This window comes from Nocardia sp. JCM 34519.1, assembly GCF_020361265.1.
Taxonomy (GTDB): Bacteria; Actinomycetota; Actinomycetes; order Mycobacteriales; family Mycobacteriaceae; genus Nocardia; species Nocardia arthritidis_A.
Map to the genome: position 1 here is coordinate 300,907 of NZ_JAIRBR010000006.1, position 26,492 is coordinate 327,398.

Annotated in this window: 29 protein-coding genes; 10 read left to right on the top strand and 19 right to left on the bottom strand. The window is 66.7% G+C overall.

Going from position 1 to position 26,492, the window contains the following annotated elements; translation table 11 throughout:
• Positions 1 to 2: 2 nt before the first annotated feature.
• Both LGY53_RS18425 and LGY53_RS18430 read right to left on the bottom strand, forming a co-directional pair.
• Positions 3 to 671 carry a hypothetical protein gene (locus tag LGY53_RS18425; protein ID WP_374111200.1) on the bottom strand — a complete coding sequence of 223 codons (669 nt, stop codon included), beginning with the start codon at positions 669 to 671 and terminating at the stop codon, positions 3 to 5.
• A gap of 123 nt (positions 672 to 794) precedes the next feature.
• The gene (locus LGY53_RS18430) at positions 795 to 1,400 is read right to left on the bottom strand and encodes a PadR family transcriptional regulator (RefSeq protein ID WP_225727881.1); all 606 of its coding nucleotides are present in this window, start codon (positions 1,398 to 1,400) and stop codon (positions 795 to 797) included.
• A 120-nt stretch (positions 1,401 to 1,520) separates the two neighbouring features.
• On the opposite strand from LGY53_RS18430, the gene LGY53_RS18435 reads away from it, so the two are divergent.
• The 4 genes from LGY53_RS18435 to LGY53_RS44440 all read left to right on the top strand — a co-directional run bounded on the left by LGY53_RS18435 (position 1,521) and on the right by LGY53_RS44440 (position 4,897).
• Complete coding sequence (locus tag LGY53_RS18435; protein ID WP_225727882.1) at positions 1,521 to 1,979, top strand: hypothetical protein; 459 nt, start codon at positions 1,521 to 1,523, stop codon at positions 1,977 to 1,979.
• A gap of 151 nt (positions 1,980 to 2,130) precedes the next feature.
• The gene (locus LGY53_RS18440; protein ID WP_225727883.1) at positions 2,131 to 2,856 is read left to right on the top strand and encodes a ParA family protein; all 726 of its coding nucleotides are present in this window, start codon (positions 2,131 to 2,133) and stop codon (positions 2,854 to 2,856) included.
• On the top strand, positions 2,856 to 3,707 hold the full coding sequence (locus tag LGY53_RS18445; RefSeq protein ID WP_225727884.1) for a hypothetical protein: 852 nt from the start codon (positions 2,856 to 2,858) through the stop codon (positions 3,705 to 3,707). Before LGY53_RS18440 ends, LGY53_RS18445 begins: the two co-directional genes overlap by 1 nt.
• A gap of 278 nt (positions 3,708 to 3,985) precedes the next feature.
• Positions 3,986 to 4,897, top strand: coding sequence for a C40 family peptidase (locus LGY53_RS44440; protein ID WP_374111198.1), 912 nt, complete (start codon positions 3,986 to 3,988; stop codon positions 4,895 to 4,897).
• Between the two features lie 100 nt (positions 4,898 to 4,997).
• Here LGY53_RS44440 and LGY53_RS18455 read toward each other — a convergent pair whose 3' ends face one another.
• Positions 4,998 to 5,516, bottom strand: a complete 519-nt coding sequence (locus tag LGY53_RS18455; RefSeq protein ID WP_225727885.1) for a helix-turn-helix domain-containing protein — start codon at positions 5,514 to 5,516, stop codon at positions 4,998 to 5,000.
• A 76-nt stretch (positions 5,517 to 5,592) separates the two neighbouring features.
• Between LGY53_RS18455 and LGY53_RS18460 the strand changes: the two genes are divergently transcribed.
• Positions 5,593 to 6,018: a nuclear transport factor 2 family protein gene (locus LGY53_RS18460; RefSeq protein ID WP_225727886.1), complete on the top strand. Its 426-nt coding sequence runs from the start codon at positions 5,593 to 5,595 to the stop codon at positions 6,016 to 6,018.
• A gap of 127 nt (positions 6,019 to 6,145) precedes the next feature.
• On the opposite strand, the gene LGY53_RS18465 is transcribed toward LGY53_RS18460, so the two are convergent.
• Both LGY53_RS18465 and LGY53_RS18470 read right to left on the bottom strand, forming a co-directional pair.
• Complete coding sequence (locus LGY53_RS18465) at positions 6,146 to 6,889, bottom strand: ABC transporter permease (protein WP_225727887.1); 744 nt, start codon at positions 6,887 to 6,889, stop codon at positions 6,146 to 6,148.
• Positions 6,890 to 6,947: 58 nt separating this feature from the next.
• On the bottom strand, positions 6,948 to 7,370 hold the full coding sequence (locus tag LGY53_RS18470; RefSeq protein ID WP_225727888.1) for a nuclear transport factor 2 family protein: 423 nt from the start codon (positions 7,368 to 7,370) through the stop codon (positions 6,948 to 6,950).
• A 134-nt stretch (positions 7,371 to 7,504) separates the two neighbouring features.
• On the opposite strand from LGY53_RS18470, the gene LGY53_RS18475 reads away from it, so the two are divergent.
• Entirely contained in the window at positions 7,505 to 8,377 is an 873-nt protein-coding gene (locus LGY53_RS18475; RefSeq protein ID WP_225727889.1) for a LysR substrate-binding domain-containing protein, read from the top strand.
• 6 nt (positions 8,378 to 8,383) lie between these two features.
• Here the strand turns inward: LGY53_RS18475 and LGY53_RS18480 are convergent, their stop codons facing one another.
• On the bottom strand, positions 8,384 to 10,015 hold the full coding sequence (locus LGY53_RS18480; RefSeq protein ID WP_225727890.1) for an FAD-dependent oxidoreductase: 1,632 nt from the start codon (positions 10,013 to 10,015) through the stop codon (positions 8,384 to 8,386).
• Between the two features lie 136 nt (positions 10,016 to 10,151).
• Here LGY53_RS18480 and LGY53_RS18485 point away from each other — a divergent pair, with 136 nt between their 5' ends.
• Positions 10,152 to 10,778, top strand: a complete 627-nt coding sequence (locus tag LGY53_RS18485) for a TetR/AcrR family transcriptional regulator (RefSeq protein WP_225727891.1) — start codon at positions 10,152 to 10,154, stop codon at positions 10,776 to 10,778.
• Here LGY53_RS18485 and LGY53_RS18490 read toward each other — a convergent pair.
• The 10 genes from LGY53_RS18490 to LGY53_RS18535 form a co-directional block, all read right to left on the bottom strand.
• On the bottom strand, positions 10,775 to 11,458 hold the full coding sequence (locus LGY53_RS18490; RefSeq protein ID WP_225727892.1) for a GntR family transcriptional regulator: 684 nt from the start codon (positions 11,456 to 11,458) through the stop codon (positions 10,775 to 10,777). The two genes, LGY53_RS18485 and LGY53_RS18490, sit on opposite strands and share 4 nt — an antisense overlap.
• A gap of 64 nt (positions 11,459 to 11,522) precedes the next feature.
• Positions 11,523 to 12,878, bottom strand: a complete 1,356-nt coding sequence (locus LGY53_RS18495; protein ID WP_255664934.1) for an amino acid permease — start codon at positions 12,876 to 12,878, stop codon at positions 11,523 to 11,525.
• 91 nt (positions 12,879 to 12,969) lie between these two features.
• Complete coding sequence (locus tag LGY53_RS18500; protein WP_225727894.1) at positions 12,970 to 13,971, bottom strand: proline racemase family protein; 1,002 nt, start codon at positions 13,969 to 13,971, stop codon at positions 12,970 to 12,972.
• Positions 13,971 to 15,413 (bottom strand): FAD-dependent oxidoreductase, encoded by a 1,443-nt coding sequence (locus tag LGY53_RS18505; protein WP_225727895.1) that lies wholly within the window; start codon positions 15,411 to 15,413, stop codon positions 13,971 to 13,973. Before LGY53_RS18505 ends, LGY53_RS18500 begins: the two co-directional genes overlap by 1 nt.
• A gap of 100 nt (positions 15,414 to 15,513) precedes the next feature.
• Positions 15,514 to 15,837 (bottom strand): (2Fe-2S)-binding protein, encoded by a 324-nt coding sequence (locus LGY53_RS18510; protein ID WP_225727896.1) that lies wholly within the window; start codon positions 15,835 to 15,837, stop codon positions 15,514 to 15,516.
• A 95-nt stretch (positions 15,838 to 15,932) separates the two neighbouring features.
• Complete coding sequence (locus LGY53_RS18515; RefSeq protein WP_225727991.1) at positions 15,933 to 17,231, bottom strand: FAD-binding oxidoreductase; 1,299 nt, start codon at positions 17,229 to 17,231, stop codon at positions 15,933 to 15,935.
• A gap of 38 nt (positions 17,232 to 17,269) precedes the next feature.
• Positions 17,270 to 18,724 carry an aldehyde dehydrogenase (NADP(+)) gene (locus LGY53_RS18520; protein WP_225727897.1) on the bottom strand — a complete coding sequence of 485 codons (1,455 nt, stop codon included), beginning with the start codon at positions 18,722 to 18,724 and terminating at the stop codon, positions 17,270 to 17,272.
• A gap of 27 nt (positions 18,725 to 18,751) precedes the next feature.
• On the bottom strand, positions 18,752 to 19,648 hold the full coding sequence (locus tag LGY53_RS18525) for a dihydrodipicolinate synthase family protein (RefSeq protein WP_225727898.1): 897 nt from the start codon (positions 19,646 to 19,648) through the stop codon (positions 18,752 to 18,754).
• Positions 19,649 to 19,799: 151 nt separating this feature from the next.
• Entirely contained in the window at positions 19,800 to 20,195 is a 396-nt protein-coding gene (locus LGY53_RS18530; protein WP_225727899.1) for a hypothetical protein, read from the bottom strand.
• Positions 20,196 to 20,234: 39 nt separating this feature from the next.
• A complete protein-coding gene (locus tag LGY53_RS18535) occupies positions 20,235 to 20,663 on the bottom strand; it encodes a DUF2231 domain-containing protein (RefSeq protein WP_225727900.1) in 429 nt (142 codons plus the stop codon).
• On the opposite strand from LGY53_RS18535, the gene LGY53_RS18540 reads away from it, so the two are divergent.
• Entirely contained in the window at positions 20,650 to 21,033 is a 384-nt protein-coding gene (locus LGY53_RS18540) for a hypothetical protein (protein WP_225727901.1), read from the top strand. The genes LGY53_RS18535 and LGY53_RS18540 overlap by 14 nt on opposite strands.
• Positions 21,034 to 21,038: 5 nt before the next feature.
• Here the strand turns inward: LGY53_RS18540 and LGY53_RS18545 are convergent, their stop codons facing one another.
• The 3 genes from LGY53_RS18545 to LGY53_RS18555 form a co-directional block, all read right to left on the bottom strand.
• Positions 21,039 to 21,263, bottom strand: a complete 225-nt coding sequence (locus tag LGY53_RS18545) for a ferredoxin (protein WP_167471913.1) — start codon at positions 21,261 to 21,263, stop codon at positions 21,039 to 21,041.
• Positions 21,264 to 21,274: 11 nt separating this feature from the next.
• Entirely contained in the window at positions 21,275 to 22,477 is a 1,203-nt protein-coding gene (locus LGY53_RS18550; RefSeq protein WP_225727902.1) for a cytochrome P450, read from the bottom strand.
• 78 nt (positions 22,478 to 22,555) lie between these two features.
• Positions 22,556 to 23,179, bottom strand: a complete 624-nt coding sequence (locus tag LGY53_RS18555; RefSeq protein WP_225727903.1) for a TetR/AcrR family transcriptional regulator — start codon at positions 23,177 to 23,179, stop codon at positions 22,556 to 22,558.
• Positions 23,180 to 23,675: 496 nt separating this feature from the next.
• On the opposite strand from LGY53_RS18555, the gene LGY53_RS18560 reads away from it, so the two are divergent.
• Both LGY53_RS18560 and LGY53_RS18565 read left to right on the top strand, forming a co-directional pair.
• Positions 23,676 to 25,571, top strand: a complete 1,896-nt coding sequence (locus LGY53_RS18560; protein WP_225727904.1) for an SCO2524 family protein — start codon at positions 23,676 to 23,678, stop codon at positions 25,569 to 25,571.
• A 4-nt stretch (positions 25,572 to 25,575) separates the two neighbouring features.
• Complete coding sequence (locus LGY53_RS18565) at positions 25,576 to 26,490, top strand: SCO2523 family variant P-loop protein (protein ID WP_225727905.1); 915 nt, start codon at positions 25,576 to 25,578, stop codon at positions 26,488 to 26,490.
• The last annotated feature ends 2 nt before the right edge of the window (positions 26,491 to 26,492 follow it).

Consider the following 26,492-nt stretch of genomic DNA (forward strand, 5'->3'; position numbering starts at 1 on the left):
GCTCAGCTGCCTACGAATTCGCGGTCGCCGTATCGAACGTCCGCCACATTCCAGTCGCCGCCGAGTTCGGTGACGAACCGCTGGGCGAGTGCGTAATCGGCGATATCGGCGACCAGGATCAGCCGGTCGTCCTCGGTGACCGAGCCGCCGACGAGCCGCTGCCTGGCGACCGGGTCGGCGACCAGTGCGTCGTGGAAGCGCCGCACATCGATACCGGGCACGGTTGCGGTGAATGCGTCGACGCCGGGCGCGTCCGCGGGCAGCGGTTCGAAGGTGAGCACCGACTCCTGCCGGAATTGCGCACGCACCTGATCCGCGAGGTTGTGCAGGTCGGGCCCGGTGACGCAGGCGAGATGGAATTCGCGCGAGCGCTCATAGGTGGTCTGCCGCTGGTCCTCGGACCAGAACACGCCGCTGACCAGCGTGGAGCCGACGGGCAGCGCGACATTGGCCGCGACGATGCCGTCCACCTGCAGTTCGAAGCCGTCCAGGCGGGTGCGCAGTCGCTCGTCGGCCGGATCGGTGATGGTGCTCGTATTGTCGGTGGCGAACAGTTCCGCGGTGGGGCGCAACGGATTTCCCGCGGCACATGAGGCGGGCCCGGCCTGGGCCTGCGCCTGCGTGGCCACCGGGACGAGCACCAGAGCGGCCACCGCCGCGATGCGGGACAGCACAGTCGAACGGACACTACCCATGCGCGGATCTCCGTATTCTCGGACCTGCCAAGCCGATTCGACGGTCGATTATGCGTTACCGGCGCGCTTTCCGCAGGGGTTTCGGTCCGCTGAGCGGACTCACGAGTTCTGGTACTGCGCAAGGGATTCCCAGGACCAGGTCAGCTCGCCGGATGCCAGATCCGCGACTACCCCTTCCAGCCAACGCAATTCGGCCTCGATGACGGTGCGGTTGTATTCGTCCTCCAACATGGTCACCCGGGGCAGACCCATCGCGGTGGCCTGTGCGGCGGCGTCGTCCAGCTCGGTGAGCATGGCGCGCAACGCCTTTGCCCGGCGGTCCAGTTCGACCCGCGCGGCGTCGGGGCCGAGCAGCATCACGAACGAGAGGGCCGCGGGGAATTCCGGGAATTCGTAGCGGGGTTCGCCGATCATCTCGGTGATCCAGCCGAGGCATGCGGCGCGGCCCGCATCGGTGATCTCGTACACCGTCCGCTCCGGGTACTGCTGGTCGCGCCCGGTCTCGCGGACGGCGACGAGCCCGGCCTCCTGCAGCCGGGTAATCGTCTTGTACAGCGCGGCGCGCTGGGCGACGTTGACGACCTTGTCCTTGCCCCACTCCTTGATGCGCCGCTGGATCGCGTAGGGGTGCATGGGCTCCAAGTGCAGGATGCCGAGCAGTGCCATGGCCAGGGGGGAGCGCTTGAACTGCGTCGATGCCGTCATACCCGCATTCTACTGGTTGCTCAACTACTAGGGCTTCAGAAACTAGTTGCAAAGCAACTAGTAGTTGTGCCACTATTGGTTCATCGGCGGGAACCACCCCGCGAGTGAGAGGAACCGGACATGACCACTGAGACCGTCAAGATCCACGTCGACCACGAGACCACCAAGCGGCTCGGCGACTGGACCAGCGCCACCGGCTTCGACGTCAAGGCCCGCTACGGCAGCGTGGTGATCGATCTGCGCTCGCCGCGGATCGAGGGCGACGACCCGATCGAGGTGCATGTGAACCTGGACCACGCGATGGTCAAACTGCTCGTCCCGGAATACGCTGTGATCGACCAGACCGAACTGGAATGGACCGGCCGCGGCAAGGTGAAGGATTTCGCCCGCCCGCAGCAGGCCGCGGGTCGGGTCATCCGGCTCACCGGCGCCAGCGCGAAGAGTGAATTCCGGGTGCACCGCGGCGGCATCGCCATTCTGTCCGCACTGTTCTCGCGGGAGTTCCTGGAGGACGCGCGCCGGGCGAATAAGGAGGGCCGCACACCCACCCTGCTCGACCCGGAAAACGCGCCGCGTTGAACCGGATACGCATCGAATTCGGCGGTCCCGCAGTGTGTCCAATTGGACACACTGCGGGACTCGCGGTGTCATGCGAGCAATGACAGGTCGCGGCCGGTAGCCGTGTAAAACTCTCCACCACACGGTATTCCTCAGCATCGGAGGACGGTCCATGACGAATTCTGTTGCGCAACTCGATCTGCCGAAACCGCTCGTCATCACGCTCGGGAATCTCAAAGGGGGCGTTGGCAAGACGACCTCGGCCTTCTTCCTGGCCTCGTATTTCGCGCTGGTACACGAACTTCGCGTGCTCGTCATCGACGCCGACCCGCTCAGCCAGACCGGATATTCCTGGTATCGGCGGCTGCAGAAGGGTGAGGTCGAGGTCCCGTTCGAATTGATCGCCTTTCCGTCCCGGCACGTGAACGACTGCATCACCGACAATTCGGCAAAGTTCGATGTCATCATCGTCGACGCGGGCGGTGAATCGGCGGAGATCTTCAAGGCCGCCATACCGCAGAGCGATGAGCTCATTCTGCTGACGAGCGTCAGCCCGTCGGAGGTCAAGCGGGTGCCGAGTACCTATAAGGCCGCCGAGGAGGCGGCCGCGGGCAGCGGCCGGGAAATCCGGGTGCGCGTCCTGATGACCAAGGTTCCGGTGACCATGAAGAACGGCGTGAACGTCTCCACCGAATATCGGGTGCAGCGGGCGAATCTGGAGGATGCCGGATACGACGTTTTCGATTCGTATCTGAGCGCGTGGAAGTGGTACCGCGAGGCGGCCGACGGCGAGGTCGGCGACGGCGCCGAGAATCCGATCGCGGACCTGGGGGAGTATCGGCAGGTCGGTGACGAATTGCTGAGCCCGTACCGGGCGGTGATGGAGGTGTCGGCCTGATGCCTCCACAACGCAGGAAGGGTTCCATCGGTGGCGCGCCGAATTCGGCCGCGCGCACCGTCAATCCGTTGAGCGACAAGGCCGAGCACACCCCACCGGTTTCGCCGCTGCGCGACGCCGAATGGCGGCCCGCGAAAATCACGCCCGCCGCCGAGGATGCGATATTCACCGGTGTGAACGTGCTCACGATGCCATTGCCCGCGGCGGGCGACGGACCGCTGAGCGATCAGGAGCAGGCCCAGCTTTCGGCGTGCGAATCCTCGATCGATAAATTGCGGATGGCGTTCTGGGCGGCGGGCCGGGCGCTGCAGATCGTGCGCGACGGCCGGCTCTACCGGCAGAGCCACGGAACCTTCGACGATTATGTGGAGCAGCGCTGGGATATGCAGCGCTCGTACGCGCACAAGCTGATTCGCGCCTGGCCGCTGGCGGCGCGGCTGCATCCGGTCGCCCCTGCGATAAACGAGGGTCAGGTGCGCGAATTGCTGCCGGTGGCCGCCGAATACGGCGAGGATGCGGCGGTGACGGTTTACACCACCATCGCGAATTCCGGGGATGCGAAGGTCACCGCGAGTAAATTGCGCGCGGCCGTTTCGGTGCTGCCGGATCATTTCGACGAGGCCGAGGTGGTCGAGCGGCTGCGCGCATGGCTGCGCGGCGATCTGGTGGACGAACCGCGCGGCGAATCGGGTGACCGAGTGCTCGATCTGTTCTCCACCGTCGAATCGCGGCTGGCCGCGCTGACCCGACGGGTGGTGCGAGGATCGAGTAACGACCCGGCGGCGGCCCGCGAATTCGCGGCGAAACTGCGTACGCTGGCCGAGCAGATCGAGGAGCAGATCACGGCCTGAATCGGCGAAAACAGACGCCCCGCAGCGGAATAGGACGCTGCGGGGCATCTTTTTGCCCAGGATTAGTTATTGATTCGTTACCACGAGAACGTGTGTCGAAACTTTGTGCGCCCCTGAATGTGTCGAATGATGACTGGCTGGATCCGCTGGACTGCACGAGATCTCCGTGATGGTTTTCGAAATCGTTTCGAGGTCGAGGTGGGAAGTCCCGCGACGCCACGCACCTGCGGCGCCACGGCCTGCCGCGGCCATCGATGTGAGCATCGGAGGACCGCATCATGGCATCAACCGAAGACGTCCGATTATCGAGGTTCCTGCATCAGCTGCTGCTCTGGGTCTTGGCGGCCGGAGCGTTCGTCGCGGCGCTGTTCCTCGCATCCCTCATGACCAGCGGGCACGCATCGGCCCAGCCGCCGATACTGCCCGGTATCGGGATCGTGAAGCCCGCCATTATCGAAATCCCGGCCATCGAAACAACTCCCGTTGTCATCACCGATGCGTCCGCTGTCCCGGCTCCGAACATCGAGAGCCACAGCTCCGAAAGTCGGGTCGATGTGCCCGCTGTTCCGGCTCCGATCACCGAGAGCCGTGGCTCCGAAATTCCGGTCATCGCAACGCCTCCGGTGGAGCTGCCGGTCGCGGCCGCACAGAATGTGCCCGGCCTGCCCGGATCCCCGCTCGCGCTGCCCGGCATCGAACTCTCGGTGCGCGCAGGCGTGCCGGGCATCGAATTCACTACGCCCGTACGGATTCCCGGACTGGAGCTGGCGCCGGGCCAGCGGATCGAACTGCCCTTCCTCTCCGGCGCTCCCGGCTTGCGGCAGCCCGCGCCCGCGGTGGCGCCGAAGTCGAGGGGTGAGCGCGCCGTCGAGGCCGCGCGCGGCAAACTCGGCGCGGCGTACGGCACCGGCTCGGCGGGACCCGATTCTTTCGACTGCTCGGGTCTGGTCCAGTGGTCCTATGGGCAGGCGGGTGTCGAGGTGCCGCGCACCAGCTACGACCAGTTGGCCGGCGGTACCCCGGTGGGCCTGGACGAACTTCGGCCCGGCGATGTCGTCTCGTTCTACGGCGGCGGACACTCCGCGCTCTACGCGGGTGACGGCAAAGTGATCCACGCGTCGACGCCCGGCCGCGGCGTCGAGCTCTCGCCGATGTCCGAGATGCCCGTCGCGGGCGCCTGTCGGTACTGAATCACCCGGTGGCCGAATCGCTTCGGTTCGACACCGCACGAAAGACGCAGTGGTGCACCCTCGGTGGGGAAGCCGATCGTGCCGCAGCAGGTAGCTGGTCTCAGGTTCGTGTTGTGCTGGAGTTCCGCGGGTCGGTGAGGAATTCGCCGATCAGTGCGGTGCCCGGTCCCGGCCGGGCGCCTGGTCCGGCTGTCGCATAAGTGTTCTCGTGGTTCAGTTCGCCGCCGCATTCGGCGCACACCATGCGCGCGCTGGTGTGCCGTCCGCAGTCGGTGTGCGTGATGAGCGCGGGCGGACCGTCCGGGGCGGCCCATTTGTCGCCCCAGGCGAGGATGGCCGCGATGACCGGATAGAGGTCGTAACCCTTTGCGGTGAGCACATATTCGTGACGCACCGGAGCGGATCGGTACTCGCGTCGCTCGACTATGCCGTTGCGCTCCAGGGTTTCCAGGCGGGTGGACAGCACGTTGGTCGCGATGCCGAGGTCGCGGCGCAGATCCTCGAACCGGGTCATCCCGGCGAAGAGGTCGCGCACGATCAGCGGGGTCCAGCGCTCGCCGATGATGCCGGTGGCGCGGGCGATCGAACAGGCGATATCGCCGAACGGTTGGCGGGGCATGGGCCGATCCTAGTCGATTGCTTTTTGAAAGTGACTAGGTAAAGTTGCTTGCAAAAAGCAACTCATGGGAGTGGTGATGGTGACGGAAACCGATGTGGTCGCGGCATTCTGTGCGGCGGCGCGGCGCAACGATGTGGACGGCATGGTCGCGGAGCTCACGCCGGACGCCGAACTGGTGTCACCACTGTCCAGCCGGATCGTCATCCGTGGGCGGGACGATCTGCGCATCGCGCTCGGGGTGATCTACGGATCGCTGACCGATCTGCGCTGGACCGAGTTCATCGGTTCGGGAAGTACCCGGGTCGCGGTGAGCGAGGCCGGGATCGGCCGCTTCGGCATCACCGACGCGATGATCATCGAGCTGGCCGAGGACGGCCGTATTCGGCGCATTCGTCCGCATTTGCGCCCGTGGCTGGGTACGACGGTGTTCGCGTTGCGGGGCGCGGCGAAGCTCGGCAGGTATCCGGGGCTGATGCGTCGCGCGTTGCGGCCTGCTGGGTAGTGAAAACTGTTGCAACACAGTTTAACTGGAAAGATTAGCTAGTGATATATACGAAATATGTTGTGGCAAAATGTATTTGGCAGAATAAGTCTGCCTAGGCTCGGCCGAGCTCCTGCGAGGTGCGCGCCTAGCGGTGACGGCGGACCTTGGTACGGGCGACGAGTTCGATCGTGACCGCGACGGAACAGGATTGAGCGAGCAGAAGTCCGACCAGCACCAGGATCTGCACGGCGCCCGCCTGGTAGGCGGAGCCGCTTGCGACCAGCACGCCGACGAAAGCGCCTGGGAGCGTGACCAATCCGACGGTCCGGGTCTGATCGATGCCGGGTAGGAGCGCATCGGCGGCGGTGCGGCGGATGACCTCCATACGCGCGTCCCGGTCGGTGAGGCCGAGGCTCAGCGCGGCCTCCACCTCGCCCCAGCGCTGTTCGATCGCGTCGAGCGCGCGGCGGGCGGCCAGCGAGGTCGCGGTCATCGCGCCGCCGAGGACGATGCCGCCGATCGGCACCAGCGCAACGCCCTTGATCGGAACCACCCCGCTGGCCAGCATCATCGGCAGCACCGCCGCCATACCCGCGGCGAGCGCCAGCGCGAGCCACACCGCGGTGCGACCCGAACCGGAGCGCCGCGCCGAGGTGAATACCGCCGCGACGAACATCACCGCGAGCACCAGCAGCGAGGACCACAGGTGCGCGAGCGCGGCGGCAAGTATCAGCGCGACCGCCGCCAGCTGCGTCGCGCCGCGCGTGGCGGCCCGCGGCGGCACCCAGGCCGAGTCGAGTTCGGCGAACCAGTAGACCGCCGCGGCGGCGGCGACCAGCACCGTGCACAGCGCCGCCAATGCGATGCCGGGCGTCGCGACCGAATTCACCGCGCACTCACCTCCGTGCCTCGGAATCGGGTCTGAACCGGGCAATCGTAGGCAGTGGTCAGGCCTGCGGATCGCGCAGTGCCCGCTCCCAGTTCTGGGCGTTGGCGTATTCGCGCACGGTGACGATCTTTCCGTCCGCGACCCGGAACACCGCAATGTTCTTGTTGTGGTACGGGTTTCCGTTGCGGACGGTGCCCCACGAGCTCCATTCGACCGTCACCTGGTCGTCGGCGGCGAAGAAATTCGTCACCTCGATCCGAACCTCCTTATCCGGATCGAGCAGGGCGAATGCGGTACCGAGGAAGCCGTCGACGATCTGGTCACGCCCCGTCCAGGTGCCCGAGATCGGCAGATCGCCCGGGTACCAGAAGGTTGCCTCATCGGCGAAGCTGTCCCGGACGATATCGTTCTCGCCCGCCTTCAGCGCGTCGAAGTAACGGCGAACGACCTGCTCGGCGCCGAGGATCTGCGTGGTGGTCATGGTCTTACCTCCCTTTCGAGGGCTTGTTGCCCGGTGTTTGTCGCTGAGACCAGTTCACCTCGGCGGGCGGTTGTGAACAATGAGCACTCCACTTCTAGACTCATCAGCATTCGTGATCAATGCGAGGAGTTGGTATGGAGTTGCGTCAGGTGCGGTACTTCCTGACCGTCGCCGAGGAACTGCATTTCGGGCGGGCCGCGCGGCGGCTGCACATCGTCCAGCCCGCGGTGAGTCAGCAGGTGCGGCGGCTGGAGCGGGAACTCGGGCTCGACCTGTTCGACCGCACCACCCGCACCGTGACGCTCACCCCGGCCGGCCACGCCTTCCTGCCGCACGCGCGCACCATGCTTGCCGCGGAACAGGCTGCGCTGGAAGAGATTTCGTTACTCCGATCGGATGCGGTGCTGCGCATCGGCACGAATGTCGGGCTCGGTTCCCGGCTGGACCGGGTATTGGCCACGCTGGCCGAACGGGAACCGCGGCTGAGCGTCGAACTGGTCAGCGCGTCGCCCGCGGCCCGGCTGGATCTGGTGCGCAGCGGTGAGTTGGATGCCGCGTTCATCCGTGGCACGACCGCCAGCTCCGGCCTGGATCTCCTTCCGGTGTGGGAGGATTCGCTGGTCGCCGCGCTGCCCGCGGCGCACCCGCTGGCCGAAGGGGAATCCGTCGCGCTGGCCGAGCTGGCCGCATTGCCGCTGCGCATCGTCACTCGCGAACAGAACCCGTACCTGGTGGACCTGGTGGTCGAGGCCTGTCGCGCCACGGGCTCCGAACCTGTTCTCGGACCGGCCTTCACCACCGATCAGGACACCCTGGCGGCCATCGGCAATGGCAAGCCGAGTTGGACCGTCTTCTACGCGGCGAAGGCCGAGGTGTTGTACGCGCCGCGAATCGCGTTCCGCCCCATCGTTTCTCCGGCCCTGACCATCCAGACCTATCTGGCGGTCCGGCCCTCGGCCGCCGCGAGTCGGCTCGCCCCGCTGCTGGCCGCCTGCGACCTCGCCTGAGCCGATTCACCCCACCTCGGCGTTCTCCCTGGCGAGGATGGCGAGCAGCACCTGTCGCAGTGCGTTTTCCGGATCGGTGACGGATTCCGGGGCGCGCCAAGCGACGAAACCATCGGGCCGGATGAGGGTTACGCCGGTGGCGGTGATGCCGAAGCTGTCGAGGAAACGGCCTTCCGGGTCGGCGGCATCGACGCCGACCCGGACGATGTCGAGTTCGATACCCGTTGCCGCGGCGACCTTTTCGGCCGTCGCACGCCAGTCGGCGCCGTCCTGGCCGATGAGCACGCTGAAAGTGCCCGTGCACAGTTCGGTAGTGGAAAACCGGACACCGTCACGTTCGAGCCAGACATGTGGAGCGCGCAGACCGGGGCATCCGCTCGGTATGCGCGGATCCCAGACCGGCTCGTCCGAGATGGATTGCTCGGCGGCGACGGCGGTCGAGTTGTACCGGTAACCGAAGATCAGCAGGATGTTCTCGCTTTCCGAGATATCTTCCTGACCGGCCGTGAACCGGCTGTGCAGCAACTGGATCGCGGTGGACAGGGTGAGCCGCGCGACCGGGCGGCGCTCGTCCTCGTAGGTGTCCAGAAGTTCCGGTCCCGCTTGGCCTTTGAGCACCGCCGTGAGCTTCCATGCCAAATTGTGCGCATCGGCGATGCCGGTGCTCGCGCCGAATGATCCGGTCGGCGGGACGATATGGGCGGCGTCGCCCGCGAAGAACACCCGGCGGTCGCGGTACCGGCGGGCGACCCAACCGCCCATGGTGGTGAGCGAAACCTTTTGCGGCCAACCGGGAACCGGTGATACGAGGGTGAGTTCGAGCTCCGGGTCGCCGATCGCGGCGCGGACCGACTCGATGCACCGCTCCTCGGTGAATATGTCTGTCCAGTCTCCGGTTTCGGATTCGTATGGCAAAGCGAGCTGCCACCGGCCCTCCTGCCGCAATGGCAACAGCGCGGAGCCCCGCGTGGGTGCGTCGAAGTAGCCGAGGGTGAACCGGCGACCGCGCAGGTGTGTGGTGAGGTCGGCGTCGAAGACGATGAATGCGAGGCGCATCGACGGCATGGATTCGTCGACGCCGATGCCGAGCCGGTTGCGAACCCCGGCGTGGCTACCGTCCGCGGCGATCAGATAGTCGGCATCGATCGCGTACTCGTTTCCGGTGGCGCGATCGCGGACGACGGCCCTGACCTCGGCGTCGGTGACCTCGAACGAGGTCATTTCGCTGTGGAACCGCACGTCGGCACCGTCGCGTTCGGCGTGGGCGCGCAGGATGATCTCCAACTCGTCCTGGTCGATGTGCGCCCATTGGGCCGGGCTGACCTCGGGGTCGATCCGTGCGCCGGCGGCCATATCGATGCGGAACCGCTCCGGGCCGACCAGCGTCTCGGCACCGATCATTTCCGGGAACTGCAACAGAATCGACTGGTGTGCAAGGATTTCCGGCTCCAGGCCGAGTGCGCGGTAGATCTCCATGGTGCGCGGGTTGAACGCGCGGGCCTGCGGCATTATCGCGGTGCTCGGATGCCGTTCGACCAGGATGGGGCGGATCCCCTGCCTGGCGAGGAATAGTGCGGCGGATAAGCCGGTGACGCCGCCGCCGACGATGAGGACGGCGGTTTTCTGGGTTTCGGTCATTGGGATGCTCCTGATCAAGGTTTCGGCGATCAGCCGAGTGCTCCAATGATCATTCGATTAGTCCGCAGTGTCAACTGTTTGTTTGATTAAGTTGTGTGACTGATTGAACTTGTCAGGTGAGGTCTATACTCTCGTGGTGCCCCCGTCGAAACCACGCCGATCCCCCGGTCCGCAGGACCGTCAGCGCGATCCGGAACGCACCCGCAAGCTGATCATCGATGCGGCGGTCGCCGAATTCGCCGCGCACGGTTTCGCGGGCGCGCGGGTGAGTGCGATCGCGGCACGGGCCGGGGTCAATCAGCAGCTGATCTCGTACTACTTCGAGGGCAAAGAGGGCCTCTACCAAGCCATTTCGGAGAAATGGTGGGAGCGCGCCGGTGAGTTGGCCGCGCCGGATATGACATACGCGGCGAAACTGCGCGCCTTCGCGCTGGAGCAGCTGCACAATCCGGACGGCGTGCGCCTATTCGCTTGGGGCGGCCTCGAATACGCCGGTCCGGCGGACGATCCCGATCATGAGACACGGTCCGAGCGGCTCCGGTCCGATATCGATGACCTTCGTGACCGGCAGGCGGCGGGCAAGCTGCCCGCGGAGATCGACCCGGTCTGCCTGAACGTCATGCTGATGTCCGCCGCCATGGCGCCTACGCTGCTGCCGCAGGTGATCGAGGGTACCGGCGGCGTCGATCCGCGCTCGCCCGAATTCCTGGCGCATTTCGCGGACCAGGTCGCGCTGTTCGTCCGGTTGCTCGGACTCGATTAGCTGCCGCTCGCGGCCCAGATGCCGCGCACATGTCCGATATGGCGGCGGATCAGCTCCTCGGCCCCCGCCGCATCGCCTCGCTCGATCAGGTCGAGCACCTCGACATGCTCGTGCGCGGACGGAATCAGCTTGCCCTGTTCGGCGAGCGGGCGGACACCGTAGAGGCGGGAGCGGGCGCGCAGCGAGCGCACGGTTTCGACCAGTTCGTTATTGCCCGCGAGACCCAGTAAGCGGCAGTGGAATTCGGTGTCGATGGAGATGTATGTGATGAAATCCAGCTCTATCGCTGCCTTTTCGATGCCATCGGCGAGCGCGCGCAGCTCGGCGAGTATCGGTCCGGGGATACCGGCCTCGGCGACCTTGCGCACCGTCGGCGCCTCGATGAGCAGGCGGATCTCGGCCAGGTTGTCCAGCTCCTGATCGGATGGCTCACGAACGCGAAAACCCTTGTTGCGCAGGGTTTCGAACAGGCCCTCCTTGGCGAGATCGATCATCGCCTCGCGCACCGGGGTCGGCGAGACGCCGAACTGCTCGGCCAGGCCGGGTGCCGAGTAGACGACCCCGGGGCGCAGTTCGCCGGTGATCACCGCGCCCCGGAGCTTCTCGATGATCTCGTCGCGCATGTTCCGCCGCGGCAGGAACGACGTCAGCATCGAGACCGGTGTATCGGTGGCGGACATCGTGACTCCTCGTGGCAGACGGAATTCGGTTGCAATGGTACAAGCGCGTCGAGCAGGTGATATGTCACATTTCGGTGTGCAGACGGGAGTGTCGGTAGCTGAAGCCCACGTACACCGCGAGCCCGAGCACCAGCCAGATCAGGAACCGCAGCCAGGTCACCCAGGTGAGATGGGCGACCAGCCAGATCGAGAAGCCGATGCCGATCAGCGGCACCACCGGCACCCACGGCGTGCGGAACGCGCGTTCGGCGTCGGGCCGGGTGCGGCGCAGCCGCATGACGCCGAGCGCGACGACGATGAAGGCCATCAGAATGCCGACGTTGGTGAGCTCGGCCGCCTCCCTGATCGGCAGGAAGCCCGCGATGAGCGCCGAGACCACGCCGACCGGCCAGATCACCCGCGACGGCACCCGGCGACGGCTGGACTTGCCGAAATAGCTGGGTAGCAACCCATCCCGGCTCATCGCGAAGCCGACCCTGGTCACCGCGAGCATATTCGCGAAAGCCGAAGTGGTGACGCCGATTACCGCGCCGACGGCGATCACCAGCCCGAGAATGCCGAGGCCGATACGGTCGAATGCGCTGGAAAACGGTGCGGAGACCGCGATATCGGTGTAGTTGACCATGCCGACGATCACCAGGCAGACCAGCAGGTAGACCAGCGAGGCGATGCCGAGGCTGATCATGATGGCCTTGGGCATCAGCCGCTTGCCGTCGGTCGATTCCTCGGCGGCCGCGCTCATCGCGTCGTAACCGTAGACCGCGAAGAAGGCAAGTGCCGCACCGGATACCGCGCCGCCCATGCCGAACGGGAAGAACGGTGTGTAGTTGCCCGCGTTGATGTGCAGCGCACCGGCCACCACCACGATGGCGACGATGACCATCTTCAGCGCGACGAGTCCCGTTTGCACCCGGGCGGATTCGCGGGTGCCGCGAGAGAGCAGGAAGGCGAGCAGCAGACACAGCAGCGCGGCGAAGAGATCCACTCGGTGGCCGGAACCGGTGCCCGGGGCGCCGAGCGCCCAAGTGGGCAGGTCGAATCCGAAGTAGTGGGTGATGTAGTTGAGATAGCCCGATACCGCGATCGCGACGACGGAGACGATGGCCGTGTATTCGAGCAGCAGATCCCAGCCGATCATGAAACCGATGACCTCGCCGAGGGCCACATAGGAATACGTGTATGCCGAACCGGAACGCGGCACCATGCCCGCGAATTCGGCGTAGCAGAGTCCGGCGGCGCCCGAGGCGACGATGGCGATCGCGAAGGAGATCAGCACGGCGGGACCGGCGATCTCATTGGCCACCACGCCGGCGAGGGAGAACACACCCGCCCCGACCAGCCCGCCCAGGCTGAGCGCGACCAGCTGCCATAGGCCCATACTCTTCTTGAAATCGGCGGATTCGGCGACGGTTACCGGCATCCGTCGCAGGGTATTGCGCCAATTGATCGGTGGGCGCTGGGTTTTGGTCACGGCGGTCACTTCGTTGTTTCCTTTCCGGGGTGACGGTGCGCTAGAAGGCGAAGCCCTCTTGGAACGGATCCGTCGGGTCGAGCAGATAGTTCGCGGTGGCGGTGAGCCAGGCGCGGCCGGTGATGGATGGGACGACCGCGGGATGGTCGCCGACGGTGGTGACGCCGACCGCCTTGGCGTAGAAGGTGGTGCCGATGAAGGAGTCGCTGCGCAGCACCTGGTCCGCGGTCAGCAGGCCGCGGGCGTGCTGACGAGCCAGCAGCGCGGAAGTTCCGGTGCCGCAGGGGGATCGGTCGAACCAGCCGGGGTGGATCGCCATGGCGTTGCGGGTGTGTGCGGGCGTCGAGGCCGGATCCAGGAACATCACGTGCTTGCAACCCGCGATGGCCGGGTCGACGGGGTGGACGGGACGGCGGGTTTCGTTGATGGAGTGCATGATTCGCAGTCCGGCATCGAGAATCCGGTCCTGCTCGGCGCGGTCGAACGGTATGCCGAGCTTGCCGAGATCCACTATGGCGTAGAAGTTTCCGCCGTAGGCCAGGTCGTAGCGGACGGCGCCGAGGCCGGGCACCTCGACCTCGCTGTCGAGGCTGTCGCAGTAGGCGGGCACATTGCGCAGGGTGACCGAATCGGCGTGGCCGCCGTGCACCGCGACCTCGGCGACCACCCGTCCGGCGGGGGTATCCAATCGGATTTCGGTGATCGGCTCGGAAATCGGCACCATACCGGCCTCGACCAGTGCGGTCGCCACGCCGATGGTGCCGTGTCCGCACATCGGCAACAGCCCACTGACCTCGATGAACAGCACGCCGTAGTGGCCGTCCGGCGTGGTGGCGGGCTGCAGGATGGCCCCGCTCATGGCGGCGTGGCCGCGCGGTTCGTTCACCAGCAGGCGGCGCAGGCCGTCCAGATGTTCGGCGAAGTAGGCGCGTCGCTCGGCCATGGTCGCGCCGGGTACGGTGCCGATTCCGCCGGTGACCACCCGGGTCGGCATGCCCTCGGTGTGCGTATCGATGGCGGAAATGATTCTGTCGCTTCGCATCAGGGCTGTCCTTCGGTGTCGAGTTCGGCGAGCTCACGCAGGCGGATCGGGGCGGCGAACGGGCGGAGAGCCGGGGTGGCCGCGGCGAGGCCGGTGACCGCCGCGCCGTCGGCGTATTCGGCGTCACGGCAATCGCGGTGCAGGGCGGCGATATTCGCGGCGCAGATCCGGCCCTGGCACGGGCCGAGTCCGGCTCTGGTCGCGAGTTTCGTTGGACGGTAGGCATTTCCGGCGGCCTGAGCCCATGCCGCGGTGAGCTCGCCTCGGGTGGTGCCCTCACAGCGGCAGATCACCGTTTCGGGCCGCGCCCAGGTGAGTACGCCGGGGCGGATCGGGTGGGCCGCCGCGAGGCGCGCGACGAACTGTCGTGCGGTGCGGTGCCGGGCCGCGAGCGCCCGCCGGGCGGCCGGATCGGCCCCCGCAGCGGCGAGTCCGGCGACCGCGCCCTCGACGGCGGCCACCTGTGCACCGCCGATGCCGGTGAGTTCTCCTGCCGCCCAGACTGATTCGTTGGTCGTGCGCTGCCGGTGGTCGACCTCGACGAACCCGTCGGCCGTCAACCGCGCGCCCGCGGCCACCGCGAGCTCATGCTGCGGGGTGAAACCGTGCGAGACCGCGACCGCGTCGACCGCGATGGTGGTGTGGCTGCCCGGAATCGGCATCCAGTTCGGGTCGAGCCGGGCGACGGTGGCCTCCTCCACCCGGTCGTCACCGGCCACCGCGACAACGGCGTGGCCGGTCCGCAACGGAATGCGGTGTCGCACACCGGAAGCGAGGTATTCGGCCAGCTCGATCGCCTTGCCCGCGCTGTGCCGCAGCTCCCATGGCCGAGCGGCCCAGTGCCGCAGGATGTTCCGGCCCTGATTGGCCTCCAGCACCCGCACCCGCGCGCCGCCGGTCACCAGCGACTTCGCGACCGGCAGCAGGAACGGTCCGGTGCCGGAGATCAGCACGTTCCGGCCGACCAGCACCCGCTGCGTCTTCGCCAAAGTCTGTGCGGCGCCCGCACTGTAGACGCCGGGCAGATCCCAGCCGGGGAACGGGCACACCCGGTCGTATGCGCCGGTGGCCAGTACGAGCGCGTCGCCTTGAATCAGCCGATGCGTCCGTTGCTCGCCCTCGATGCCGAGCAGTACCCGGACCGCCGGGCAGCCCGTGGTCGGTTCGATTCGGAAAACGGTTGCCCACGATAGGTATTCGCATCGTGGGTGGCCGGTCAGCAGCTGTGCCCGCCGGTCCGCCGCCCGATATCCGTGGCCGATCGTGAGCGGTCGCCGCACGCCGTAGGCCGCGGGTATCCGCCGGTTGTATTGGCCGCCAAGGGTTTCATTCGAGTCGATGAGGGTGACGAACGCGCCCGCGCTCAGCGCGGATTCGGCCGCCGCTGTGCCAGCGGGCCCGCCGCCGATGATCACCACATGTCTGCGTGCGGTATTCGTCATGACGGTGACCTCCGATGTGCGGTGCGAGGCCCGAGGGCGTCCATACCTGGTGAAGTTGCCGCGATTTCGGCACGCGGCAGCGGATTTACGAGCGATCGACTCATGCGGCGCCTCCGCCGGTATGCCCGGTGCGGGACTGCGTGATCACCGCGTCGCCGTCGCGGGCCGGACGACGGCAGAGCCGGATATCCGGAACATCGTTGACCGTGGCGACGCAGTCGAAGCAGATGCCGATGCCGCAGAAGACGCCGCGGTCGGTGCCGGTCGGCGCTGTGCGCCAGTGCTCGCGCCCGTTGGCGAGCAGCACCGTGGCGAGGGTCTGGCCGTGGACGCCGGAATATTCGGTGCCATCGACGGTGATGGTCAGCGGGCGGTCGTCGCGGCCTACGGGATCGCGGGCCGGGTCGATTGGATGCGGACTCATGGTGATCTGTTCCGTTGCGGTGGAATGGTTTACAAGTGCGCCGGCGATCGGCGGCGTTTATGGCACGGGCTGCGCTGCCGGACCCTGCGCATGGCTCATGGCGCGGACCGCTCCGCGGCGAATTCGGGGCGCTCGGAATCCTTTTCCGGCAGGCCGAGTACGGCCGGGCGGTCCACGGTGAACTCGGAAATACCCGGTTCGGTTGCGCCACCGGCGATCGCGGCGGCGATCAATTCGGCGGTGCCGATCGACAGGCCGATGCCCGCGCCCTCGTGGCCGGTCGCGTGCCAGAGGCCGGGGAGCCTCGGATCGGGGCCGATCACCGGGAGGTGATCGTCGACGTATGGGCGGAAGCCGCCGTATGCCCGCATGATCGCGACGTCGGCGAGCACCGGGTACAGGCGAATTGCCCTGCGGGCGATGGCGGCCAGGCTGTCGGAGTGCAGGCGATCGTCGAAACCGCATTGGCGGCGGGAAGAGCCGAGCAGCACCGGCCCGCCCCTGGTGGATTCGACAACGGCGGAGGCTTGCAGTGTCGCGTCCGAACTGCCGACGGCGCCGACGTAATCCGCGTCGTAGACCTTGTGGAAGACGGTCGGCGGCAGCGGCGCGGTGATCAGCACGTCGCCGCGGCGCGGTTTGACCGCGATCGGCGCGCCGAGCAGCGCGGACACCGGGCCGGACCACGGCCCGGCCGCATTGATGATCACGTCCGCGTACCGTGGACCCTTGCCGGTCTGTACGCCGATCAGCCTGTCGCCGTGCATGATCGGGCCGGTGATCGCGCATCCGGTCGCCACCGTCGCGCCCGCCGCGCTGGCGGCGGCGAGCAATGCCGTTGCGGCGCCTGCGGGTTGGACCTGGGCGTCGTCCGGGTAGTGCACGGCCATGGTGACGTCTCTGGTGAGCGCCGGTTCGGCGGCGGCGAGCTGGGCCGCGTCCATCTCGGTGCAGTGGACCCCGGCCGAACGCTGCCCGGCGGCGAAGTCGGCGAGGGCCGCCGCGCCATCGACGGTTGTCGCGACGACTATGCCGCCCTTGGGTTCCCATTCGACCGCGGCGGCGTGCTCGGGCACCCGGGCGTCGAGATCCGCGAGCACATCGGGCCACAATCGCCTGGACAACTGCGCGAGCCGCAACTCCGCGCCCGGACCCTTATCGGAGACGAGCACATTGCCCTCACCGTGCGCGGTGGTGCCCGAGGCGATGCCGCCGCGCTCACACACCAGCACCGCCGCCCCCGCCGAGCTGAGCCGATAAGCCAAGGCGCAGCCGATCATTCCGCCGCCGATGATCAATATGTTGATTCCACGAAGCTCTTCCGAGTCGATGAACGCCGACGTATCGGATCGCCCAGGCGCCACGCCGTCCGTGTCCGCGCCGGCGGAGTTCATCCGCACGTCAGCATGATCGGGAGAAATGTCCGGCTCGCTCATCGCGGTCGGGTTCCGTTCACCGAACGCGGTATCCCCAATGGGTTTTCGTCGCGCAATGGCGGCGGCAGCAGCGCGTCGGGCACCGACTGGTAGACCACCGGCCGGAGGAAGCGGGAGATCGCCGCGGTGCCAACCGAAGTCGTGGTCGGCGCGGTGGTTGCCGGGTACGGGCCGCCGTGCTGCTGCGCGTATGTCACCGAGACCCCGGTGGGCCAACTGTTCCAGAGCACTCGGCCCGCCGCCGCGGTGGCGGCGGTGAGCAGCGCAGCGGCGGTGTCGTCGGCCGCGTCGCCGAATATCGACACCGTCAGCTGTCCGTCGAGTGCTTCGGCCAGTTGGAGCAGTTCGTCGTAGTCCCGATAGGTGACGACAAGCGTTGCGGGACCGAACATTTCGTGCACGATCCCGCTATCGGCGAGCACCGCGCGGGCGGTGGTGGTCAGCAGGGAGACCTGGCCGGGGCCACCGCTGAGCACCGCGACCTCGGAGTGGCCGCGCACCCGCGCGACGGATTCGGCGAACCCGCGCTCGATCGCCTCGTTGAGTAGGTCGCCCGCCGGGACGGGACCGGCCGCGGCCAGCGCCGCCAACAGCGGTGAATCCTCCGGCACGACAACGAGGTTCGGCTTGGTGCACAGCTGCCCGGCATTGAAGGAGACCGAGGCGAGCAGCCCGGAGGCGATTTCGTCCGCCCGTGCGTGCGCCGCGGCGGCGGTGACGAATACCGGGTTGATCGAGCCGAGTTCGCCGTAGAACGGTATGGGCCTCGGCCGTCGACACGCCAGGTCGAACAGTGCCCGGCCGCCCGCGGTCGATCCGGTGAAGGCCGTGGCCGCGATCGACGGATGGGTGAGCACCCCGACCCCGGCATCGCGACCGAAGACCATGCCGAAAATACCTGCCGGAGCGCCGCATTCGGCGATTACTTCGCTGACGATCCGGCCGACCGCACGAGATAGCCGCGGATGCCCCGGATTCGCCTTCACGATCACCGGACAGCCCGCCGCCAGCGCCGACGCGGTATCCCCGCCCGCGACGGAGAACGCGAACGGGAAGTTGCTGGCCGCGAAGTTGACCACCGGCCCGAGCGGCACATTCATCCGCCGCAGATCCGGCCGCGGCACACCCATGGGCCATTGCGGATCCGCCGGGTCGATCCGCACGTCCAGGAAGCCGCCGTCCGTCACGACCTGTGCGAACAGTCGCAGCTGAAAGCTGGTTCTGGTGAGTTCGCGGGTCAAACTCGGCTCGGGCAAACGGGTTTCGGCGACGGCGAGCGCGATGAGTTCATCCGTCGCGTCGAGCCGGGCGGCGATGCGTTCCAGCACATCCGCCCGGACTACCAGATCCGTTGCGGCCCATGGGGTCGCGGCGGCCGCGGCCGCAGCGACAAGCTCGGCCACCTGTTCCGGCGTCGTTTCCGGAACCGCGTCGATTTCGGTGCGGGTCATGGGAGATACCTCGGAATTCCGTATCGCTTACCGGTAGCCCTTCGCGAGCACGTCGCGGGTGGCCGCGGTGATCTTCGCGGCCAGTTCCGGCGCGAGCGGCACCCGCGGCGGTCGGCACGCGCCGCCGGTGCGCCCGGCCAGATCCATCGCCAGCTTGATGGCGTGCACGAATTCGGTCTTGGAATCCCAGCGCAGCAGTTTGTGCAGATCGCGGTACAGCGGAAGCGCCTTGTCCAGGTCGCGATTGATGGCGGCGTTGTACAGCTCGACGGTCGCGCGGGGCAGTGCGTTGGTGTAGCCGGCCACCCAGCCGACCGCGCCCGCGATGCCGAGTTCGACGACCACGTCGTCGGATCCGATCAGCACGTCCAGATCCGGTGCGAGCTCCTGGGTTTCGTAGATGCGCCGGACATCGCCGGAGAATTCCTTGACGCCGACGATGAGGCCCTCGCCGTGCAGTTCGGCGAGGATTTCGGGTGTCAGATCGATGCGGGTGTCGATCGGGTTGTTGTAGGCGACGATCGGCAGGCCGACCTCGGCGACCCGGCGGTAATGGTCGATGACGACCTCGCGTCCACCGCGATAGGCGTTGGGCGGCAACAGCATTACCGCCTTGGCTCCGGCCTCGGCGGCCTGCTCGGCCCACCGGCGCGCCTGCAGCGCACCGTATGCCGCGATACCGGGCATGACGGTGCAGCTCGCGGGCGCGGCGGCGACGGCGGTGGTGACCACCCGCGCCCGCTCCTCATCGCTGAGGGTCTGGTACTCGCCGAGCGAACCGTTCGGGCTCACACCGTGGCAGCCGTTGTCGGTCAGCCAGCGCACGTGCTCGGCGTATGCGTCGTAGTCGACCGAGTAGTCCGCCGCGAACGGCAGCGTGGTCGCCACGATGACGCCGTGCCAGGGCTTGCCCGATTCCGACATGGATACCTCCATCAGGTGTAAAGGGGTTTACCTGCCGCATCGTCAGTGCGGTGTGACATTGCACTGAATGTTATGAGGCATGACCGGGATCACGCAAGACCTTGTGGGTGAGCGGCGTCACCGGCCGCTCACCCACAAGGTCGAGGCAGGGTCAGCTGTGGCCGACGCCCAGCGCGGTGAGGAACACCAGAACGAGTGTCACCACCGCCAATACCCCGTGACCGCCGACGACTGCCACCGGGAAGCTGCGCTCAGCGGGTTGGGTATCCATGCTCCGGTTGCGGTACACCGGAATCCAGCGGATCAACATCGCGAAGCCGAGCAGGGCGACGAGGACGAGGAGCGCGAAAGCGACCCAGGCCCAAGCGACTTTGTCGACGACGAGGTAGATGATCCAGAGGATCAGTCCGACCGCGGCGAGCAGGAAGTGGCCGAATACCACCGGCGCCGGCAGGTGGCTGTTCTCCGGCTGGCGCAGTGCGCCTTTCGCGATCCAGGTGCCGAGCAGGACGAAGCCGCCCGCCGCGGTGAGCAGCCAGGTGATCAATGCCGCGATGCCCGTTGTGGGATCTCCTCGTGAGAAGGGTCAGTGCTGAAATCCGTCGGCCTGTGTCGCCTCGTCGGCCACTCGAACGCCGAAGCGGTAGGCCAGTTTTCCGCCCAGATAGCCGGAAATGCTCAGGGCGGCAAGCGATATCGCCGATAGAATGACCGGCCCGATCGGCACGGCGCCGTGTGGGCCGCCGCCCGCGCGCCGCCACAGGAAGTCGATCGCGAAGGCGACGACCACCGCGAGATTGAGGCTCATGTGCAGCAGTCCGGTGCGGAATGCCGTTGTGCCCGTTGGTATTGCGAGTAGATCGAGAAATCCGACGGTGGCCGCGGCCAGTGCGCCGAGTACGCCGATGGCGATCAGCCACAGCGCACCCTTGGCCAGGAAGGCTGAGTCGTCGACCGCCGAGGGCGAAATCCGGGTCAGCATTCCGGAACGCCGATACGAGGTGTTGGCCGACATCCTGATGGCCGCCGTACTAGGTGAGACCGCGCGGGACGCCGCGCTGCGGGTCGCCGCCGAGCGCGGCCGGGAATTGGGTGGCGCCGAACGCGGACAGCGCAAACCCGGCAGGCTCGGCGCGGAACGTGCGCTCACCCTGCTACAGGAACTGCTCGTTACGCAGGGCTTCGAGCCCGGCCGGTCGGGGTCGGGCTGTATTCGCTTGCACAACTGCCCATTTCATCCGCTCGCCGCATCGGAACCGGAGCTGGTCTGCGGACTGAATCGCGCATACCTGACTGGCATGCTCGACGGGCTGGAGGCGGATGCGGTGGAGGCCGCGCTCGCCCCACGGCCCGGCGAGTGCTGTGTGGAGTTGCGCCTGAAATAGCCGGGTTACTGTTGCGGCGCGAGGATGGCGCCGGACTCGGCGGCGCGCACCAATATCGCCTCGACGGGGCATGATTCGGCGGCGTCGAGTACGGCGTCGTCCGGGGTCTGCGAGATGGGCGCGGATCGCCCGTCCACCAGGGTGAAGTGATCCGGGGCGATTCCGGTGCACATTCCCGAGCCGATGCAGGTGCCGCGATCGACTTCGATTCGCCACTGTTGCTGCGTCATTCGCCGCACTCCTACCAGCTCACCGGGAGGGCCACCGGCCCGCGCACCAAAAGCCCCTTCTTCCAAGGAACCTCGTCGATCGGTACGGCAATGCGTAGCTCCGGGAACCGGCGCAGCAGGGTGCCGATCGCGACCTGCAGCTCCAGCCGGGCCAGCTGCGCGCCGAGGCAGTGGTGCACACCGTGCCCGAATGCCAAGTGCGGGTTTATCTTCCGGGTGAGGTCGAGCCGCTCCGATGCCTCGAAGACGCGCTCGTCACGGTTCGCCGACTGGGTGTTGACGAATACCGCCTCGCCTGCGCGCACGGTGACGCCGCTCAGCTCGATGTCCTCGGTGGCCACCCTCGCGAAGCCGCCGCCGGAGCCCAGCTGGACGTAGCGCAGCAGTTCCTCGACGGCTTCCGGGACGAGATCCGGTCTGCCGCGCAGCAATTCCCACTGTTCCCGCTCCGAGAGCAGCAGATAGGTGAAGTTGGCGATCTGGTTGGCCGTTGTTTCGTGACCGGCGACCAGCAGGGTGACGCCCAGGCTGACCAATTCCTCCTCGCTGAGCCGATCTTCGTTGTCGCGGGCGGCGACCAGGGCGCTCATCAGATCGTCGGTGGGGTGTTCCCGGCGCTGCGCGACCACCTCCGCCAGATAGGCCTCCAGCGCGTCGCGCGCGTCGTTGATCTGCTCGCGGGTGTAGGCGGTGGTGGAGAGCACGGCGTCGGAGAAATCCCGGAACCGGTGCTGTTCTTCCGGTGGGATGCCGAGCATTTCGCAGATCACCGTGACCGGCAGCGGCAGCGCGAGCTGGCGCACCAGATCGGCGGGCGGGCCGCAGCGTTCGATCTCATCGAGCCGTTCGTCGACGATCTGCTGTGCGCGCGGGCGCAGCAGCTCCACCCGGCGGCCGGTGAATGCCTTGGCGACCAGCTTGCGCAGCCTGGTGTGTTCCGGCGGATCCATGCTCAGCAGCGATCCGGCCCGTGCCGGTTCCGGGGTGGTACGCGGAATGTCCTCGCGATCAACGGTTATCGCGCGGCTGAAGCGCGGATCGGCGAGTACCTGCTTGACGTCCTCGTAGCGGGTGACCAGCCAGCCGTCGCCGCCGTAGGGCAGCCGCACCCGGGAAACCGGTTCGTCGCTGCGGAGTTTCGCGTACTGCGGGTGCATATCCAGGCGGAACGGTTCGCCGAACGGGTATTGGCGCACCTCGGTATTCACGGTCATGCGAGCTCCCTTCCCCGGCGCGGAACTGCTGCGCCCACTGATGTAAGCGAGTGCTTACAACTACCGATGTTAGGGAGATCACATTGGCTCGTCAACGCCTGAATTCCGTTCGGGCGGTGGAAAATTCGTATCGAGCTCGGGGAGGAGCCGATTCGCGGCGCGCAGCACATGCCGGGCAACCGTCGCGGGATCGGCGCTGGCGAGCGGCTCCCTGTGGTGCACATGGCGCATCAGCGCGATGCCGACGACCCAGGCCAGCAACAGATCGGCGTACAGCTCGCCATCCTGGTCTTCGGTGAGTCCGGACAGCGCCCGGACGTACTCGTCACCCAGCTCACGCCGTATCGCGGCGCCGCCCTCGTCGTGTCCGCTGGACCGCAGCGCCGCCTGCAGCCAATATCCCTGTGCCGCAGTGCCGTCCGGCTCCAAGGCGCGGGCGAGCAGCCGGGCGAGCAGACCGCCGGCCGCGCCCTCCTCCAGTACCCGCCTGCCCTTTTCCGTGATGGCCGCCCGGAACAGTTCCTCTTTGCTGCCGAAATAGCGAAACAGCAATGCTTGATTCACCCCGGCCCGCGCCGCGATATCCCGCACCGTCGCCCGCTCGAAACCGCGCTCGGCGAACAATCCCTGTGCCGCCGTCAGCAACGCCGCTCTGGTCGCGGCGGAATCTCGCACCCGGCCCGACTCGTTTCCTCCGGACATGCGCCCTCCAGCCACCGTAATTTCCGAGCGTCAGCGTAAATCCTGCAAACCCCGGCGCGGTACCGGAATGGACGATGTCCGGAAAGTGTCACGGCCACCGGCACTTTCGGCCCGCGCCGGCTCCGGATGCCGGGACCGACCGCTTGTTGGTTTGTAATCCGAAGCTACGCAATGGTTTTGATCATGCAACCGCCGAGTCCCTGGAATGCCGGGGTAGTGGATCGGGTTCCGCTGCCCAGGAGGTTCGGATGGCAGAGAATAGAACTGTCGTCGTAACTCCCGTCGATGCGAACGGTGTTGTCCGCGAAGGGATAACGGTGCATAAATGAAACCGGGCGGTCTTCTCGTGATGGTCGTCCGTTCAGCGTATCCGGTGATTCGCGAAAGGATGTCTACCGTGATAATTTCCCGATGCCTCGAATCGTCGCCGCGAGCATCGGGTGGCTTCCATCGGCGCGGCACGCCCAATGACGAGCGGTGAAGGGGACGGCGTTCGATGAGAATCCAACCGAGACGGCAGATCCTGGATGTCTGGCGTTCCCTGCTGCGGGCGTGCTATCGCGACGGAAAGTGGAACTGGGGCGGTCGCGATGGCTCCAACTCCATCAGCGACGCGGAGCAATTGCTCTGCCTGCTCTACCCGGCCACCGAGGTCAGCAGCTTCAATATCGTCAACCCGGACGATATCCCCGACGACGTGCTCGCGGTGCTCGCGCCGCTCGGGCGCGGCGGGCGGGTGGTTGTGACGCTGCTCGACATATTCGAGGACTACCTCAACAGGTACACCAGCGTCCCGGACGGGCGGCCGATCTTCTCCGGCGGCAGCTATCTTCGCTCCGGCGACCAGATTCCGGTGACCGATGCGCAGCGCGAACTCGACGTCGTCGACTCCTATTCCATGTCGCTGACGCTGTGCCTCGCCGGACTGAAACTGTTGCGCGGTTTCCGTCGCTGGGTGGTCGGGCAAGAGCTGCGGGATCTGGAAAAACGAATCATCGAGCTGGACGCGCGAACCAGCGCCAGGCTCACCGCCGCCATGACCGGACTGGTCCGCAGCTTCGTGATCAATACCGTTACGCCGGAATCGGAAACCGGCCGGATCATGCTGACCATGTTCAACCAGACCGGCGCATCGATGGAGGCGGTCGCGCAGGGCGTGAGCAAGCGGCTGGAACGGGTCCGCGGCCGGCTGAGCCGAGACATCACGCTCAGCCGAACCCCCGATGTCGACCTCAGAAGTGAGGGTCTGCTGTTCGAATGCGGCTGGACCTGGGGAATTGCCCAGCAGGCTCCGTCGTCGGAGGAGGTCGTCGACGTGCCGATCGCGACCCAGCCGGGCTATGCGGCCGGACGGCCCTACGTGTATTTCACCGTGATCGCACTCGACGGCATCAACGACCTGACCTCCGCCCGCACCCGCGAACTGGACCTGCTCAATGCCGACCAGCGCCGACTGGCCGACGCGCTACAGCTGCGCGGTGATCTGGCGCAGCGCTATTGGTCATCGATGGCGCGCTACGGCGAGGGCCGGTGGCCGCTGGAGGACATTCCGTGGCGTACCTCCGATGGTGAGGAATCCGATTACTTCAGTCTCTGCGTCTCCGCGGTACTGATCCAGGATCTGATCAACCGGGAAGCCAGCGATGACGATCTCACAAGGGCCACACCGGTTTTCGACGAGTTGGCCCGGCGCGGCCGGATCATCCGCCGGGTGACCGAGAACGATACCGCGCGCGATCTGCACATCCCTGGCGTCCGGCTCTCGTTGGTAGGCAGCGAAACTGTCGACGGCGGCCCGCAATTGCGCTGGAACGCCTCGGATTTCGCGCCGGTGCTGTTGAAGCGGACCTTGCAGGCGGCGCGACTGTCGAGCACGCTCACCACCCGCGACCGACTTCTGGAACTTGCCCAGTCGGCGATGGATCACCTGGAACGACGGGCTTTCCCGGACGGTCCGGCCATGGGACTGTGGGACGATGCGGAGCGGGTTTTCACGGTCCGGCGCCCGACCGGTGACGAGGAGCCGCCGCGAACCTCGCGCGGCAACGGAAACGGCGGGCCCTCATGGTATTTGACCGAGCGCGTCATCGAATGCCTCGTCGTGGCGGATACGAGTTACCGGGAGCCGCCGCTGCGGTCGTCCACCTCGGCCATGCGGGCGCTGGAGCTGTTGCACGAGGCCGAGCATCTGCTGAACCAGCAGTATCTCGAGCTCAGCGAAAAAGACAATTCACCGAACCGCACCGCGCTGGAACATGTCGAACAACAATTACAACGTGCCAGGAAACTGCTCGACGAGCGGCCCGGCACCGCACACAGCCTGTGCGCGGAGGCGATGCGTGAGTTGGATGAGCTGGATTTCGCCGGTCTCGACGCCATGAGGAATGGGTAACTGCATGCTCGTATTCTCGACATCGGATAAGGGTGGCACCGGCCGTTCGGTGACCAGTTGCAATATCGCGTACCGGCTGAGCGTCCGGGGCCGCAATGTCGCATACCTGGATTTCGATTTCGGATCTCCCACGGCGGGTGCGCTTTTCGAGATCACCCGGGTGGATCGCGGCACGTCGAACAGCGACGGGATGCACTCCTATCTGCACGGCGAGAACAGCTCGATCGGTGCGTGCAATGTGCGCGTCGAGACCAGCCGGGACGAACTGCGCGCGCCCCGGCACCCGTACAAACTCATGCTGTATCCGGGCGATCGCGGCGGCGCCGAATTCAAGACGGTGGACGACGAGATGGTCAAGCGGTGCGTGGAACTGCTGGTGACCTGTGAACAGGAATTCGACGTCACCATAGTGGATCTCAGCGCGGGGCGGTCGGTGGCCCTGGAGATCGTATTGCGGGCGACGGCCCGGTCCCAGCTGCGCGACGCGGTGACCCGCTGGCTGGTTTTCCACCGCTGGACGCGCCAGCACATCGTCGCCGCGAATGGTTTGGTGCACGGACCGTTCGGGCTGCTGCAGACCGGTGCGGAATGCGGGCACGAGCCGAGTCCGCTGCTGGGTTCGCTGCGCTATGTGCGGACCGCCGTGCCGTCTATGAGTGAGTCGGCGCCCTCCGGTCGCGGCGCGCAATGGGCCTGGCTGCGAAAGCAGAACGAGGCGCTCAAACAGCTGGCCTCGGCCAATCTCATCGGACCGACCGTATTGCTCGGCGCGACGCCGATGGAACCCGTACTGCAATGGCGCGAGCAGGTGATCCTGGATACCGATGTCACCAAGAAAATAGCCAATATCGAGACGGTGCAAGCCTTCCAGGAATTGGCCGACAAACTTGTCGACCCGGCGATGTGGGAGAGGCTCTGACA